We start from the raw sequence: 13,907 nt of genomic DNA on the forward strand, positions 1-13,907 counted from the left end.
CTCGCGCGCTACCGTGCGGTCTCGAGCCCGAGGCCGATGAGCTCGTCGATCAGCTCCGGGTAGCTCAGACCGCTCGCCAGCCAGCACTTCGGGAACATCGAGATCGGGGTGAACCCGGGCATCGTGTTGACCTCGTTCACCACGAAGTCGGTGCCGGTGAAGAAGAAGTCGACCCGCGCCAGGCCCGCGCCCCCGAGCGCGTCGAAGGCGCGTGCGGCGATGCGCTGCATCTCCGCCAGTTCTGCCTCGCCCAGCTCCGCCGGGCAGATCAGCTCGACGCCGGGAACATCGCGGTACTTGGCGTCGAAGTCGTAGAACGCGCGGCCGGTGACCACGATCTCGCCCGCGACGCTGACCCGCGTCGGGGCGCCCTGGCGCCCCTCCAGCACGGCGCACTCCAGCTCCCGGCCGACGATCGCCTGCTCGACGAGCACCTGGTGGTCTTCCGCGAACGCGATCTCCAGCGCCGCGTCGAGGGCATCCCAGTCGGAGACCTTCGTCACGCCCACGCTCGACCCGGCGCGCGCGGGCTTCACGAACACGGGCAGGCCGAGCGCGCGCACGCGCCGATCCCAGAGCACCGCGTCAGCGGCGAGCGCCGCCCGTGTCACCGTCACCCACGGCGCGACGTTCACGCCCGCCGCGAGCAGCACGCTCTTGGTGAAGTGCTTGTTCATCGCCAACGACGAGGCGAGCACGCCGTTGCCGACGTAGGGCACCCCGAGCAGCTCGAGGGCGCCCTGGATCGTGCCGTCCTCGCCGAACGGGCCGTGCAGGATCGGGAAGGCGACATCCACCTCACCGAGCGACCGGGTGACGCCGTCCGCGTCGGTGACCGTCCACTCGCGGCTGGCCGCCGAATCCGGCAGGTGAACCCGCGACCCGTCGTCGGCGACCTCCGGCATCCCGTGCAGGGTGAGCGAGGCCGCATCGTCGGGATGCAGCGTCCAGGCGCCCTCGCGCGTGATCCCCACCGGGATCACCTCGAACCGGTCTCGATCGATCGCGCCGAGCACCCCGCCCGCGGTCGCGCAGCTGATCGCGTGCTCGCTCGAGCGACCGCCGAACAACAGCGCGACGCGGATCCGTGAGGTGGTCATCACTCGCCCTCCGGTTCGCCGCCGTCGGTCGTCAGATGCGGGGCGATGTCCTTCGGAGCCAGGGTTCCGGCGAGCACCTCCGCCACCTGCGAGACGATCGGCATGTCGACGCCGCGTGAGGCGGCGAGCTCCAGCACCGGCGCGACCGAGCCGATGCCCTCGGCGGTCTGATTCATCTGCGCGATCACCTCGTGGTAGTCGTAGCCCTGCCCGAGCAGACGTCCCGCCGTGTTGTTGCGGCTGAGCGGCGACTCGCAGGTGGCGATCAGATCGCCGAGCCCCGCGAGGCCGGCGAGGGTCTCGGGGCGGGCGCCGAAGGCGACCGCGAAGTCCGTCATCTCGACGAGGCCGCGCGTGATGATCGAGGCCTTCGTGTTCTCGCCGTAGCCGACGCCGTCCACGATGCCGATCGCCACGGCGATCAGATTCTTCAGCACGCCGCCGAACTCGGTGCCGATCACATCCGTGTTGACGAAGGAGCGGAAGTAACGGTTCGTCGCCGCCTTGGCGACCTCCGTCGCCGTGGCCAGGCTGGTGGACGAGACGACCGCGGCCGTCGGCTGCTCCTTGGCGATCTCAAGCGCCAGGTTGGGCCCCGACACCACGGCGATGCGGTCGGGTGAGATCTCGAGCTCCTGCTGGATGACTTCGCTCATGCGCTGCCGCGTCGAGCGCTCGACCCCCTTCATGAGCGAGACGACCGGCACCCCCTCGGGGATCAGCTCGCGCACGATGCGCAGGTTCTCGCGCAGCGACTGGCTCGGCACGCTCAGGTACACCTGCTCGGCGCCCTCCAGCACATCCGGCAGGCGCGAGCTCGACCACAGCCCGCGCGGCAGGTTCACGCCGGGCAGGTAGTCGGAGTTGCGGCGCGACTGCGTGATCTCGCGCGCGAGCTCCGGGCGGCGGGCCCAGATCGACACGCTCGAGCCGCCGTCGGCGAGAATCTTCGCGAAGGTCGTGCCCCACGAGCCGGCACCGAGCACCGCGACGCGGCGCGTCCCCGGCGGAACAACCGGCAACGGCGTGGTCCGAGGGTATGCCGTGGCGCCATCGGCCTGGGTCTGGGTCACGCATCCGCCTTCCGGGTCTCGCCCTCGCAAGACCACCGCCCCCATTCTGCCGTGTCCGATCGCTCGCGCCCGCATCCCGCCTACCCTGGAGGGGTGAGCAACCGGGTCGCCGCCGCCGCAACGCGGCCGCTGCGCGCGGTGCCCGAGTTCTTCCGCGGGGTTGCGCTGCTCGGGCGCGGCTTCGCGTTCTGGTCGGTTCGGCCCGCACTGATGGCGCTCGGGCTGCTGCCCGCGGTACTCGTCGGCGCGGCTCTGCTCACGGCGATCGTGCTGCTCGGCGCCTTCCTGCAGCCGATCACCAGCGCGGCCACGTTCTTCGCCGAGGCCTGGGACGCAGGCTGGCGCGGCGCCCTGCAGATCGTGATCGCGATCGCACTCATCATCGCGACCCTCGCCCTCGCGGCACGCGTCTTCACGGCGCTCACGCTGCTGATCGGCGCGCCGTTCTACGACCGCATCCAGCGGGCCGCCGACGAGTCGCGCGGTGCCGTGCCCCCGGATCGCTCCCCCGGCGTCTGGCGCAGCGTCGGCGACACGCTCGTGCTGGTGCTGCTGTCGATCGGCGCGAGCATCGTGGTCGCCCTGGTCGGCGTGATCCCGGTGATCGGCACGGTCGGCGCCGCGGTGCTCGGCTTTCTCGCCACCGCCCGGGCGCTCAGCTGGGAGTTGACGCTCGCCCCGTTCGGCACTCGCGGACTCGTCGGACGGGAGGCGCGGGCGGCGCTGCGCCGCCGCCGTGCCCGAAGCTTCGGCTTCGGCGTCGCCGTGCAGGCGTGCTTCCTCATTCCGTTCGGCGCGATCATCGCGATGCCGGCCGCCGCCGCCGGCGCAATCCTCCTCGTCCGCGACGTCCTCGGCGAAGCCGACACCCCTCCGGCGAGCGCTACCGAAACACACGAGCGCGACTGAAGAACGGGGCGCGCGTGTGAGTTTGGGTAGCGCTCGGCAATCGCGCGGGGCGCGGGGGCGCGGCGGGCGGCCTAGGTGCGGTCGTCGAAGCGGCCGATCTCGGACTGGCCCTTGCTGGCCGGGTCCCAGCGCTCGGCGGGCGCGGCCTCGCCGCGCAGTTCCTCCAACAGCAGCGTCACGCGGCGCATGATCTCCGCGGTCGCCTCGGCGAGCGCCGTCGGATCGGCCGCGCGGCCCTCCCAGGCCGAGAGATCCACCGGTTCGCCCACGTTCAACTCGATCGTCTTGCGCGGAAACAGGCTGAACTTCTTCGAGTAGCGCGGCAGCACCTGCTGTGCCCCCCAATGCGCGACCGGGACCACCGGGATGCCGTGCGCAAGGGCCAGCCGAGCAGCACCGAACTTGCCGCGCATCGGCCACAGCTCCGGGTCACGCGTCAGCGAGCCCTCCGGGTAGACGATGACGGCGAGGCCGTCGTCCACCAGCCGCGAGGCGGCCGACAGCGGGTCGGCCGTGCCGCGGCCCTGACGCTCCACCGGAATCTGGCCGGTGTAGCGCAGCAGTCCGCCGATGATCGGGATCTTGAACAGGCCAGCCTTCGCGAGGAAGCGCGGCACGCGTCCGAGCTTCCAGAGCAGGTAGGCGGTCACCAGCGGGTCGAAGTTGGTGACGTGGTTCGGGGCGAGCACGAACGCGCCCGACTTCGGAATGCGCTCCGGGTTGCGGATCCGGTAGCGCGCCACGAACAGCAGCAGGGGCAGCACGAACGCCGCGATGACCCGCCACCCGAAGGACTTCTCCGACCGAGCTCTCGCCACGCCTAGGCCTCGACGGTGAAGTCGGCGCCGAGATCGGTCAGCTTGTCGACGAAGTGCTCGTAGCCGCGACTGATCAGCCCCAGGTTGCTCACGCGCGAGGTGCCCTCGGCAGCGAGCGCGGCGATCAGGTAGCTGAACCCGCCGCGCAGGTCGGGAATGCGGACGTCGGCCGCGTGCAGCGGCGTCGGCCCGGTGATCACGGCGGCCTGCTCGAGCTTGCGGCGCGGGACGCGGCGCGTGAGCGACTCGAGTCCGTCCTGGTGCACGACGATGTTCGCGCCCATCTCGACGAGCGCCTCGGTGAACCCGAAGCGGTTCTCGTACACCGTCTCGTGCACGGTCGAGATGCCCTCGGCCTGGGTGAGGGCGACGATGAGCGGCTGCTGCCAGTCGGTCATGAAGCCGGGGTGCACATCCGTCTCCACCTGCACGGCCTTGAGCGCACCGCCCGGGTGCCAGAAGCGGATGCCGTCCTCGGCCACCTCGAACTCGCCGCCGGCCTTCCGGTACACGTTCAGGAACGTCATCAGCTCGAGCTGTTTGGCGCCCTTGACGAAGATGTCGCCGCCGGTCACCAGTGCGGCCGACGCCCAGCTCGCGGCCTCGTTGCGGTCGAAGATCGCGCGGTGCGTGTAGCCCTTCAGGTGCTCGACGCCCTCGATGAAGATCGTGCGGTTCGGCTCGGTCCAGATGATCGCGCCCATCTTCTGGAGGATCGCGATCAGGTCCATGATCTCCGGCTCGATGGCCGCGTTCTTCAGCTCGGTCACGCCGCTGGCCCGCACCGCCGTCAGCAGCACCTGCTCGGTGGCGCCCACGCTCGGGTACGGCAGTTCGATGTTCGCGCCGGAGAGGCCGTCGGGGGCGGTGATGCGGATGCCCTCGTAGCTCTTGTCGACGACGGCGCCGAAGGCGCGCAGCGCATCCAGGTGGAAGTCGATCGGACGGTCGCCGATGCGGCATCCGCCGAGGTCGGGAATGAGCGCCTCGCCGAGCGAGTGCAGGAGCGGGCCGCAGAACAGGATCGGGATGCGGCTGCTGCCGGCGAGCGCGTCGATCTCGGCGAAGTGCGCGCGGGCGACATTCACCGGGTCGAGCACCAGCACGCCGTCCTCGGGGCTGGTCACGGCGACACCGTACGCCTCGAGCATGCGCGAGACGATCTGCACGTCGCTGATCGCCGGCACATCCTGCAGGATGCTCGGGGTCTCGCCGAGCAGCGCCGCCACCATGGCCTTCGTGGCGAGGTTCTTGGCCCCGCGCACGTCGACCGTGCCGCGCAGCGGCTTGCCACCGCGGATGACAATGGTGTCACCCGTCAGACCGACGCGCTCGCCCGCTTTGCGGGCATCATTCGCGAGGTCGTTCGTCGCGATCGAATCCACCACTTTGCTTCTTTCTGTTGCAGGCACCGACGGCTAGGAGGCGGTCTTCGCCGGGAGAGTCGTCGGTCGCCACGACGCGCGAGAGGCCTCGAATGCGGTGATGCGCTCCTCGCTGCGGAGCGTCAGTCCGATGTCATCCAGCCCCTCCAGGAGCCTCCAGCGAGTGTAGTCGTCGATGTCGAACGGAACCGTGAAGTCGCCGACCGTGACGGTGCGTTCGACGAGGTCGACGGTCGCCTCCATGCCGGGGTTCGCCTCGAGCTTCTCCCAGATCGTGGTGATCTGCTCCTCGGTGATCGTGCCGGTGAGCAGGCCCTGCTTGCCGGAGTTGCCGCGGAAGATGTCGCCGAAGCGCGGGCTGATGACGGCGGCGAAGCCGAAATCGCGCAGCGCCCAGACCGCGTGCTCGCGGCTGGAGCCGGTGCCGAAGTCGGGGCCGGCGAACAGGATGCGCGCGCCCTGGTAGGCGGGCTGGTTGAGGATGAAGCTCTCGTCCTGGCGCCAGGAGTGGAACAGCGCGTCATCGAAGCCGGTCTTGGTGACCCGCTTGAGGAACACCGCCGGGATGATCTGGTCGGTGTCGACGTTGGAACGACGGAACGGCACGGCGACGCCGGTGACCTGGGTGATCTTCTCCATCAGCGGGCTCCCGTCTCGTCGTGGGCCAGTTCTCCGTCGTGGGCGCTCTGCCCGTCGCTGGCGAGTGCCTGGTGCCCCGAGCGCGTGCCGCGCGCGGCACTCGCCGGCGTTAGGGATGCATCCCGCGCGTCGGCTTCGAGGTCCCAGGGGGAGGAGAGGGTGCCGCGGATGGCGGTGGCGGCGGCGACCAAAGGCGAGACCAGGTGGGTGCGCCCGCCCTTGCCCTGCCGACCCTCGAAGTTGCGGTTCGAGGTGGAGGCGCAGCGCTCCCCCGGTGCCAGCTGGTCGGGGTTCATGCCGAGGCACATCGAGCAGCCCGCGAAGCGCCACTCGGCGCCGAACTCCTCGAACACCTTGTCGAGCCCCTCGGCCTCGGCCTCGAGTCGCACCCGCGCCGAACCGGGCACGACCATGACGCGCACGCCGTCGGCCTTCTTGTTGCCCTTGATGACGGAGGCGAAGGCCCGCAGGTCCTCGATGCGGCTGTTCGTGCACGACCCCATGAAGACCGCGTCGACCGCGATCTCCTTCATCGGGGTCCCCGCGGCGAGGTCCATGTACTCGAGCGCGCGCTCGGCCGCGGCGCGCTCGTTGTGGTCGGCGATCGTCGCCGGGTCCGGCACCGTCTCCGAGAGCGAGACGCCCTGGCCGGGGTTGGTGCCCCAGGTCACGAAGGGCTCGAGTTCGTTCGCGTCGAGGTACACCTCGGCGTCGAAGACCGCGTCGTCGTCGGTGCGCAACGTCTCCCAGTAGGCGACCGCCGCATCCCAGTCGGCACCCTCGGGCGCGTGCGGGCGCCCCTTCAGGTAGTCGTAGGTGGTCTGGTCGGGGGCGACCATTCCAGCGCGCGCGCCCGCCTCGATCGACATGTTGCAGATCGTCATGCGGCCGTCCATCGACAGCGAGCGGATCGCGCTGCCGCGGTACTCGAGCACGTAGCCCTGGCCGCCGCCGGTGCCGATCTTCGCGATCACGGCGAGGATGATGTCCTTCGCCGTCACGCCGGGACGCAGCTCGCCCTCGACGGTGATCGCCATCGTCTTGAAGGGCTTCAGCGGCAGGGTCTGGGTGGCGAGCACGTGCTCGACCTCGCTCGTGCCGATGCCGAAGGCCATCGCGCCGAACGCGCCGTGCGTGGAGGTGTGGCTGTCGCCGCACACCACGGTGCTGCCGGGCACGGTGAGTCCGAGTTGCGGGCCGACGACGTGCACGATGCCCTGGTCCTTGTCGCCGAGCGAGTGCAGACGGATTCCGAATTCCTTGGCGTTGTTGCGCAGCGTCTGGATCTGGGTGCGACTGGTGAGGTCGGCGATCTGCTTGTCGATGTTGAGGGTCGGGGTGTTGTGGTCCTCGGTCGCGATCGTCAGGTCGGGCCGGCGCACGGGGCGTCCGGCCGTCCGCAGCCCGTCGAAGGCCTGCGGGCTGGTGACCTCGTGCACGAGGTGCAGGTCGATGTAGATGAGATCCGGCTCGCCGTTCTCACCGCGGGTGACGAGGTGGTCGGCCCAGACCTTCTCGGCAAGGGTCTTTGCGCTCATAGCTGTATCGGTTCCTTCTTCGCTGAATGTCGAATCGGCCGGATGTCAGGGCGTGACGGTCTCCGCGACGAGGGAGGCCGGTGGGTGACTAGGCCTCGTCGCGGCGACGAAGGAGAAGAAGCCGATCGAACAGCATTCGATCAGGGTAGCACCGGGACGCTGGGCGCCGCCGTCGGTGACCGGCTCACGGCGAAGTGTTGGGATACGCTCAGGTATCGCCGAAAGTCGAGGTTCGGATGCCGCACCGCATTGCACTCGTTGACGATCACGAAGCCGTCGGGCTGGCCCTGCGCCAAGCACTGGCCCGCGATGACGACCTCGAGTACGCGATGGGCGTCGAGACGGTCGACGAGCTGCTCGCTGCCGGCCAGTCGGTCGACCTGGTGCTGCTCGACCTGCGGCTCGCCGACGGCTCCTCGCCGCGGCGCAACGTCGAGCGGCTGGTCAACGCGGGCACGAAGGTCGTCGTCTACACCTCGGCCGAGGATCCGGAGCACCTCCGCATGATCGCGGGCAGCGCCGTCGTCGGGATCGTGCGCAAGTCCGACCCGGTCGCCGTGCTGTTCGACACGGTGCGGGCCTGCGCGTCCGGGGCGATCGTGATGTCCACGGATTGGGCCGCGGCGATCGACGCAGACCCTCGGCTGGCGGAGGCCGGGCTGCTCCCGCAGGAACGCGGCGTGCTTCAGCTGTTCGCCGCCGGGTTCGGCCGCGACGACGTGGTCGACGCTCTCGGCCTCTCCGCAGCGGAAGTCGATGAGGCTGTCGCGACTCTGCGCGAGAAGTATGCGCGACTTCACGCTCCCGCCCGCCGCAACGACCTGTTCGCCCGCATCCACGACGACGACTTCCTGCCGTTCTCCGACCGCGTCGACGCCGCCGAAAGCCCGCCACGATGAGGGGCACCCTGGCGACGCCCGTCTATGTCGCGATGTCGGCCGGCGTCGGCTCGGCCGGCGTCGTGTTCGGACTCATCCGTGCACCGCTCGCCCTCGATCAGGCGTCGACGATGGCGCCCTGGTGGACGGTGCTCGCGGCGGGCGGGTTCATCCTTCCCGCGGCCGCCCTGACCCTGACCCCGATCCTCGGACTGCGCGTCGCCGCGGTGCTCGCGAACCTCAGCGTGCTGAGCTTTCTGGCCGCGGGGGCGACCGCCCTGCTCGCCGTCCCCGACGGCGCGGCCATCGAGTCGCTCGGCACCCCCTGGCCGCTGACCATCTCGGCGCTCGCCTCCTCGATCGCCGCCGTCTGGTGGCGCCCCTCGTTCGCCGTCGCCTATCTCGTGGCGACCGTCGCCGCCGTGGAGGGTGTGCGCACCGCGCTCGGCTGGCCGTACTTCGACGCGGGCTTCCTCGTCATCGACACCGCCTACACGCTGCTGTTCAACGGGGCGTTCGTCGCACTCGCGCTGCTGCTGCGTCGCCGCGCCCGGGTTCTCGACGATACCTTCACGCTGGCGGCGGCCGAGACGGCGAGCGCCGCACGGGCCGAGTCGCGCGCTCGGGAGACCGCCCGTGTCGGAGCACTCGTGCACGACACGGTGCTGGTGGCTCTGCTGAGCGCGGCCCGGGCCGACCCGGGCGAGGAGGATGCGGCCGCTCCCCTGGCGCGACGCGCCCTCGCGGTGCTGGAGGCCGACGGCGTCGACCGCGAGGCGGCCCAGACCTTCCGCGACGCCGCCTGGCGGATTCAGGCCGCGGCGACCGAGATCACCCCGTCCGGCGATGTCGTCATCTCGGGTGACCTCGACCACGCGCTGCCTCCGGAGGCGGCGGCAGCGCTGCAGGAGGCGAGCGCCGAGGCGCTGCGCAACAGCCGCGACTACGCGGGCGTCGCGGCGCAGCGGATCGTGGTGATCACGGCCGAGCGGGCACGCATCCGGGTCGAGATCGTCGATGACGGCGCCGGGTTCGACCCGCGGCAGGTTCCCGCGCACCGACTCGGCATCCGGGTGAGCGTGATCGATCGGATGGCCGCGGTCGGCGGCACCGCGCGGATCGCCTCGCAACCCGGGGTTGGCACGCGCGTGCGGCTCGAGTGGAGCGAGTCGTGATGGCGAGTCGCGAGCCCGCCCTCGCCGCGCGGCGGACCGCCCCCCTCACCGGCGCGCCCGGCGACCCGATCCGCCTCCTCAACGTGGACGCCATCGCCGGCTGGACGCTGTTGACCCTGTTCACGCTCACCATGGTGGCGTTCGTCGTCAACACCGGTCCGACGAGTCAGACCGCGTGGGGGCTCACCGCGGCGGCGGCGCTCGTGACGGCAGCCGGTCTGTCCGTCGGCCCCGGCCCCGACACGCTCACTCCGGGTCGCGTCGCTGCGATCCTGGCGCTCACGACGTATTGCAATGCGGCCATGACCTGGCAGTTCGTACCCGGTCAGTGGCCCGGATGGGCGTCGTGGAACTTCGGCATGACGGCGCTCGTCATGATCGCGGTGGCACTTCTCGGTCACATCCTGTGGTCGTGGGTGGGGCTCGCGCTCATGTCCGCCATCGCGATCAGCTGGAGCACGATCACCGCCGGCGACCCGCTGCTCGGCTTCGAGCTCTCGTACATGCACCTGGCGATCAACGTGCCGGTGACGTTCTTCGCGATCGGCATGCAGCGGACCTCACAGACCATCGCGCGTCTGCAGGAGGTCGAGCACCGCCGGGCCGTCGAGTCCGCCGCCGACGCAGCCAGCTCCGACGAGCGCGAACGCGAGCTGGCGCGCGTGCGCGCCGTCGTCGCCGAGCCGCTGCGCGACATCGCGAACGGGGTGGCCTCGCGCACCCCGACCGATCTGCTGGTGCTCGAGGCGCGTCTGCGTGACCGGATTCGCGGTCGCGGCCTCGAATCGCCGCGTCTTCGCGCCTCGGTGGACGCGGCCCGCCGCCGCGGCATCACCGTGCTGCTGCTCGACGATGCGGCCGCCCCCGCCCCCGCCGACTGGCTCTCCGACGGTCTCGCCGAGGCCGCCGAGGTGCTCGACGGTCAGCCCGACGGCATGATGACCGTGCGCCTGAGCGGCGGCCCCGAGACCTGGCAGCTGACCGTGGTGGCGAACGGCACGCTCACGACGCGCACGCGCCGGGAGCATGTCGCGGGCTAGCTCTTCGCGTCGGTGTCCACCGGCAGCGCGGCGTCCCCGTTGCCGTTGGCGCCGGGGATGTGCGGCTCCGGGATCCGACCGTGGTCGAGGCGGATCTTGACCAGGCTCGCGATGACCGCGATCGCCATGGCGACGACGATGACGGCGAGCGAGGTGAAGGTGCCGATCTCGGGCACCGCATCCAGGTGCTGCCCGCCGTTGATGAACGGCAGCTCATTCTCGTGCAGGGCGTGCAGCACGAGCTTGACGCCGATGAAGGCGAGGATGAACGCGATGCCGTACTTGAGGTACACGAGCTTGTCGACCAGATCGCCGAGCAGGAAGTAGAGCTGGCGCAGCCCCATCAGCGCGAACACGTTCGCGGTGAAGACGATGAACGGGCTCTGCGTGATACCGAAGATCGCCGGGATCGAGTCGAGGGCGAACACGACGTCGGTGGTGCCGAGCGCGATCAGCACGATGATCACCGGGGTGAAGACGCGCTTGCCGTCGATCGTGGTGCGCATCTTGGCCCCATCGAACTCCTCGGTGATCGCGATGCGCCGACGGAAGAACGCGATCAGCTTGTTCTCGGTGTCGGCTTCCTCTTCGTGGCCGGTGAAGGCCTGGTTGAAGGCGGTGTAGATCAGGAAGGCGCCGAAGATGTAGAAGATCCAGGAGAAGTTCTCGATGAGCGCGGCGCCCAGCAGGATGAAGATCCCGCGGAACAGCAGCGCCAGGATGATGCCGATCATCAGCAGCTCCTGCTGGTACTTCCGCGGCACCGAGAAGCGGCCCATGATGATCAGGAAAACGAACAGGTTGTCGATCGACAGGCTGTACTCGGTCAGCCAACCGGCGACGAACTGCCCCGCGTGCTCGGCGTCGCCGAGCCACAGCATCAGCAGCGCGAAGACGATCGCGAGCGCGACGTAGAAGCCGATCCAGAGCGCCGATTCGCGCGTCGACGGGATGTGCGGGCGACGGAACGCCAGGAACACGTCGAAGGCGAGGATCAGCGTGAGTGCGACGAGCGATCCGACTTCGAACCAGAGGGGAAGAGCGAGTTCCACAGGGGACCTTTCACGAGGAGAAGAGACAGCGGGGCCTCGAACGTCTCTCCCGCGCAAGCACTCCGAGGAGTGATCGCGATCGCGACCGGGGTTCCAGCGCTGCAACCCGTGATGACGGCCGCGATGAGGTGGGATACTCCCCTTCGCGTCGCCCACTCTACGGGAATAAACTCACAAGATGAGCAACGACGGTGTCCTCCACAGTGATGATGAGATCCGGGCCGAGGCGCGCAAGCGCCTGAAGGCCCGCAACGACTTCTGGACGATGCTCGCGATCTTCGGCGTCGTCGTGCTGATCCTGATCGCCGTCTGGTACTTCTCGAGCGGTCCCACGTCCTACTTCTGGCCGATCTGGCCGATCTTCGGCATGTCGATCGCAGCCGTGTTCGTGGGGCTGGATGCCTTCGGCATCACCCGCCGCCACATCACCGAGGCCGACATCGACGCCGAGGTCGCGAAGATGACGCGGCGCAAGCCGTAGCGCCTTTCAGACCACCTCGAGCCGCCGCGATGGGTCGTCGCTGGCGGCGAGCACCTCGTCGACGAGACCCTGATCGCCGACCCGCGTCGGGTCGAGCCACTCGTCGTAGAGCTCCGGGCGCACGATCAGCGGCATCCGGTCGTGGATGTCGGCGACGTTCGGCGCGGCCGGCCGCGTGACGATCGCGTAGGAGATCATCCAGCTCTCGTCGGGCCGCTGTGTGACGTTGCAGATGCCGGCGAGCGCGAACAGGCCCTCGGGCAGCTCGAACGACCGCCCCTTCTCCAGGTACGAGGTCACCGGCACGAGCACCCGCCGTGACCTCGTCGGCCCCGACCACGCCCCGGAGGACAGCAGCTTCTCGACCCGAGCGTTGATCGCCGGGAACTTGGCTGGCTGGCCGCCGACCCACAGCTTCCACCAGGCGAGGTCGATGGTGCGCCGGCGCTCCCCGTCGCGCTCCCGCTCGCGCACGATCGGGTTGAGGTTCAGCGCGTGCACGCCGGTCGGCTTCGCCGGTTTGTCGGCGTACTGCTCCAGCCACGCCGAGAGCGCCGGGGCGCTGCCGCGCTCATCGAGCGTGTCGAAGGCGTCGTGGAGTTCGTCGGCGGTGACCTGCAAACCGTAGCTCGCGCACATGCCGACAGTCTGCCGCGTGCAGCCGACGTCGCGCCGAGAACGGCGGCAACGAAAAAGCCCCCGGCGAACCGAGGGCTTTCGTGTTGGTGACCCCAGCGGGATTCGAACCCGCGTTACCGCCGTGAGAGGGCGGCGTACTAGGCCGCTATACGATGGGGCCGGACGACAACCGTACGAGTATGCCACAGCATCCGCGGCTCTCCCAAATCGGCTCAGGCGAGCACCTTCAGCGCGCCGGGAACGACCTCGAGCTCAAGCGGCAGAGGTGCGAAACGCTCACCGTCGCCGTAGGCGACGATGCCCTCCGCCTCGATCCGGATGCGCTTCGCCCGACGCATGACGACGCGCGAATCGGTGACGTGCGTGCCCGCGAACACGCGCGGGAAGATGCGCAAGAACGCGAGCCGCGACAGCGGCGTCACGATCATCACGTCGAGCAGTCCGTCGTCGAGCTTCGCGTCGGGGGTGATCTTCATGCCGCCGCCGAGCGAGACGTTGTTGCCCACCGAGACCATCAGCGCCTCGACCTCGAGCACCTCCTCGTCGAGGGTCAGCCGGTAGCGAATCGGGGCGAGGCGAGTGAGCTCAACGAGCAGGGCGAGGATGTAGCGGCTGGGGCCCTTCGGGTGGCGCATCGAGTTGGCGCGCTCGTTGACGATGGCGTCAAAGCCGGCGCTCATCGACCCGGCCGACCAGCGCTCGCCCGCCGGTTCGGCATCCGTCGCCAGCCACGTGGCTCGCACCGCGTCGATCACGCGCGCGGGCTTCTGCAGCGCGGCGACGAGCGCGTCGATCGCGCCATCCGGATCGTCGAGCGGGATCCCGAGCCCCCGTGACATGTCGTTCCCCGTTCCGGAGGGGATGATGCCGAGCGGCACCTCGGTGCCGGCCACCAGGTTCGCGCCCAAGTTCACCATGCCGTCACCGCCGACGACGATGAAGGCGTCGGGGCGCGTGGCGACCGCGGCGCGGGCGGCCGCGAGAAGCGACTCGGCATCCGCTTCGGTCAGGGCCGTGACCGTGTGGCCGAGCTTCCGCAGCGCGTCGACGACCTTCGGCCCGACGCTCTTGGTCGATCCGAACGAGGCGGAGGGATTGATGGCGACGACAAGGTGCTTCGCCTGCGTCGTCACCATCCCCCGAGTATGCCAGCCGGCCCGCTCACCGGCCGCCCGGCCCG

14 protein-coding genes and 1 tRNA gene are annotated in these 13,907 nt (G+C 69.9%); 5 read left to right on the forward strand and 10 right to left on the reverse strand.

Translation table 11 applies throughout. The features are described from left to right. Positions 1-8 precede the first annotated feature (8 nt). Positions 9-1,100, reverse strand: a complete 1,092-nt coding sequence (locus tag ACR3ZA_RS04410) for a D-alanine--D-alanine ligase (RefSeq protein ID WP_473660543.1) — start codon at positions 1,098-1,100, stop codon at positions 9-11. Then, positions 1,100-2,173 carry an NAD(P)H-dependent glycerol-3-phosphate dehydrogenase gene (locus ACR3ZA_RS04415; RefSeq protein WP_473660544.1) on the reverse strand — a complete coding sequence of 358 codons (1,074 nt, stop codon included), beginning with the start codon at positions 2,171-2,173 and terminating at the stop codon, positions 1,100-1,102. The genes ACR3ZA_RS04410 and ACR3ZA_RS04415 overlap by 1 nt, the downstream gene beginning before the upstream one ends. A gap of 93 nt (positions 2,174-2,266) precedes the next feature. Between ACR3ZA_RS04415 and ACR3ZA_RS04420 the strand changes: the two genes are divergently transcribed. Then, complete coding sequence (locus ACR3ZA_RS04420; RefSeq protein ID WP_473660546.1) at positions 2,267-3,082, forward strand: EI24 domain-containing protein; 816 nt, start codon at positions 2,267-2,269, stop codon at positions 3,080-3,082. 71 nt (positions 3,083-3,153) lie between these two features. Here ACR3ZA_RS04420 and ACR3ZA_RS04425 read toward each other — a convergent pair whose 3' ends face one another. From ACR3ZA_RS04425 to leuC, 4 genes are read right to left on the reverse strand one after another with little or no spacing between them, the layout of a single operon-like run. Next, on the reverse strand, positions 3,154-3,900 hold the full coding sequence (locus ACR3ZA_RS04425) for a 1-acyl-sn-glycerol-3-phosphate acyltransferase (protein ID WP_473660548.1): 747 nt from the start codon (positions 3,898-3,900) through the stop codon (positions 3,154-3,156). A 2-nt stretch (positions 3,901-3,902) separates the two neighbouring features. After that, on the reverse strand, positions 3,903-5,285 hold the full coding sequence (gene murA / locus ACR3ZA_RS04430) for a UDP-N-acetylglucosamine 1-carboxyvinyltransferase (protein ID WP_473660550.1): 1,383 nt from the start codon (positions 5,283-5,285) through the stop codon (positions 3,903-3,905). A 33-nt stretch (positions 5,286-5,318) separates the two neighbouring features. Continuing rightward, the gene (gene leuD / locus ACR3ZA_RS04435) at positions 5,319-5,924 is read right to left on the reverse strand and encodes a 3-isopropylmalate dehydratase small subunit (RefSeq protein ID WP_473660552.1); all 606 of its coding nucleotides are present in this window, start codon (positions 5,922-5,924) and stop codon (positions 5,319-5,321) included. Then, on the reverse strand, positions 5,924-7,462 hold the full coding sequence (leuC, locus tag ACR3ZA_RS04440) for a 3-isopropylmalate dehydratase large subunit (RefSeq protein ID WP_473660554.1): 1,539 nt from the start codon (positions 7,460-7,462) through the stop codon (positions 5,924-5,926). The genes leuD and leuC overlap by 1 nt, the downstream gene beginning before the upstream one ends. A gap of 236 nt (positions 7,463-7,698) precedes the next feature. On the opposite strand from leuC, the gene ACR3ZA_RS04445 reads away from it, so the two are divergent. The 3 genes from ACR3ZA_RS04445 to ACR3ZA_RS04455 are packed head-to-tail and all read left to right on the forward strand — an operon-like array spanning position 7,699 to position 10,555. Beyond that, positions 7,699-8,361, forward strand: coding sequence for a response regulator (locus ACR3ZA_RS04445; RefSeq protein WP_473660556.1), 663 nt, complete (start codon positions 7,699-7,701; stop codon positions 8,359-8,361). Beyond that, positions 8,358-9,515, forward strand: a complete 1,158-nt coding sequence (locus ACR3ZA_RS04450; protein ID WP_473660558.1) for an ATP-binding protein — start codon at positions 8,358-8,360, stop codon at positions 9,513-9,515. The genes ACR3ZA_RS04445 and ACR3ZA_RS04450 overlap by 4 nt, the downstream gene beginning before the upstream one ends. Beyond that, positions 9,512-10,555, forward strand: coding sequence for a hypothetical protein (locus ACR3ZA_RS04455; RefSeq protein WP_473660560.1), 1,044 nt, complete (start codon positions 9,512-9,514; stop codon positions 10,553-10,555). The genes ACR3ZA_RS04450 and ACR3ZA_RS04455 overlap by 4 nt, the downstream gene beginning before the upstream one ends. On the opposite strand, the gene ACR3ZA_RS04460 is transcribed toward ACR3ZA_RS04455, so the two are convergent. Next, the gene (locus ACR3ZA_RS04460; RefSeq protein WP_473660561.1) at positions 10,552-11,607 is read right to left on the reverse strand and encodes a TerC/Alx family metal homeostasis membrane protein; all 1,056 of its coding nucleotides are present in this window, start codon (positions 11,605-11,607) and stop codon (positions 10,552-10,554) included. The two genes, ACR3ZA_RS04455 and ACR3ZA_RS04460, sit on opposite strands and share 4 nt — an antisense overlap. 178 nt (positions 11,608-11,785) lie before the next feature. On the opposite strand from ACR3ZA_RS04460, the gene ACR3ZA_RS04465 reads away from it, so the two are divergent. Beyond that, positions 11,786-12,088 carry a 2TM domain-containing protein gene (locus tag ACR3ZA_RS04465; protein ID WP_473660563.1) on the forward strand — a complete coding sequence of 101 codons (303 nt, stop codon included), beginning with the start codon at positions 11,786-11,788 and terminating at the stop codon, positions 12,086-12,088. A gap of 6 nt (positions 12,089-12,094) precedes the next feature. Here the strand turns inward: ACR3ZA_RS04465 and ACR3ZA_RS04470 are convergent, their stop codons facing one another. The 3 genes from ACR3ZA_RS04470 to ACR3ZA_RS04480 form a co-directional block, all read right to left on the reverse strand. Continuing rightward, the gene (locus tag ACR3ZA_RS04470) at positions 12,095-12,727 is read right to left on the reverse strand and encodes an SOS response-associated peptidase family protein (RefSeq protein WP_473660565.1); all 633 of its coding nucleotides are present in this window, start codon (positions 12,725-12,727) and stop codon (positions 12,095-12,097) included. An 84-nt stretch (positions 12,728-12,811) separates the two neighbouring features. Next, positions 12,812-12,887: transfer RNA gene (locus tag ACR3ZA_RS04475), tRNA-Glu, on the reverse strand. Between the two features lie 52 nt (positions 12,888-12,939). Beyond that, complete coding sequence (locus ACR3ZA_RS04480; protein WP_473660566.1) at positions 12,940-13,863, reverse strand: diacylglycerol kinase family protein; 924 nt, start codon at positions 13,861-13,863, stop codon at positions 12,940-12,942. Positions 13,864-13,907: the final 44 nt, after the last annotated feature.

The sequence above is a fragment of the Herbiconiux sp. J20-20 genome, from assembly GCF_057365085.1.

Bases quoted from the DNA above. Each gene is read 5' to 3' on its own strand.
- ACR3ZA_RS04410 (WP_473660543.1), bottom strand. From the start codon at position 1,100: ATGACCACCTCACGGATCCGCGTCGCGCTGTTGTTCGGCGGTCGCTCG.
- leuD (WP_473660552.1), bottom strand. From the start codon at position 5,924: ATGGAGAAGATCACCCAGGTCACCGGCGTCGCCGTGCCGTTCCGTCGT.
- leuC (WP_473660554.1), bottom strand. From the start codon at position 7,462: ATGAGCGCAAAGACCCTTGCCGAGAAGGTCTGGGCCGACCACCTCGTC.
- ACR3ZA_RS04445 (WP_473660556.1), top strand. From the start codon at position 7,699: ATGCCGCACCGCATTGCACTCGTTGACGATCACGAAGCCGTCGGGCTG.
- ACR3ZA_RS04450 (WP_473660558.1), top strand. From the start codon at position 8,358: ATGAGGGGCACCCTGGCGACGCCCGTCTATGTCGCGATGTCGGCCGGC.
- ACR3ZA_RS04465 (WP_473660563.1), top strand. From the start codon at position 11,786: ATGAGCAACGACGGTGTCCTCCACAGTGATGATGAGATCCGGGCCGAG.
- ACR3ZA_RS04470 (WP_473660565.1), bottom strand. From the start codon at position 12,727: ATGTGCGCGAGCTACGGTTTGCAGGTCACCGCCGACGAACTCCACGAC.
- ACR3ZA_RS04480 (WP_473660566.1), bottom strand. From the start codon at position 13,863: ATGGTGACGACGCAGGCGAAGCACCTTGTCGTCGCCATCAATCCCTCC.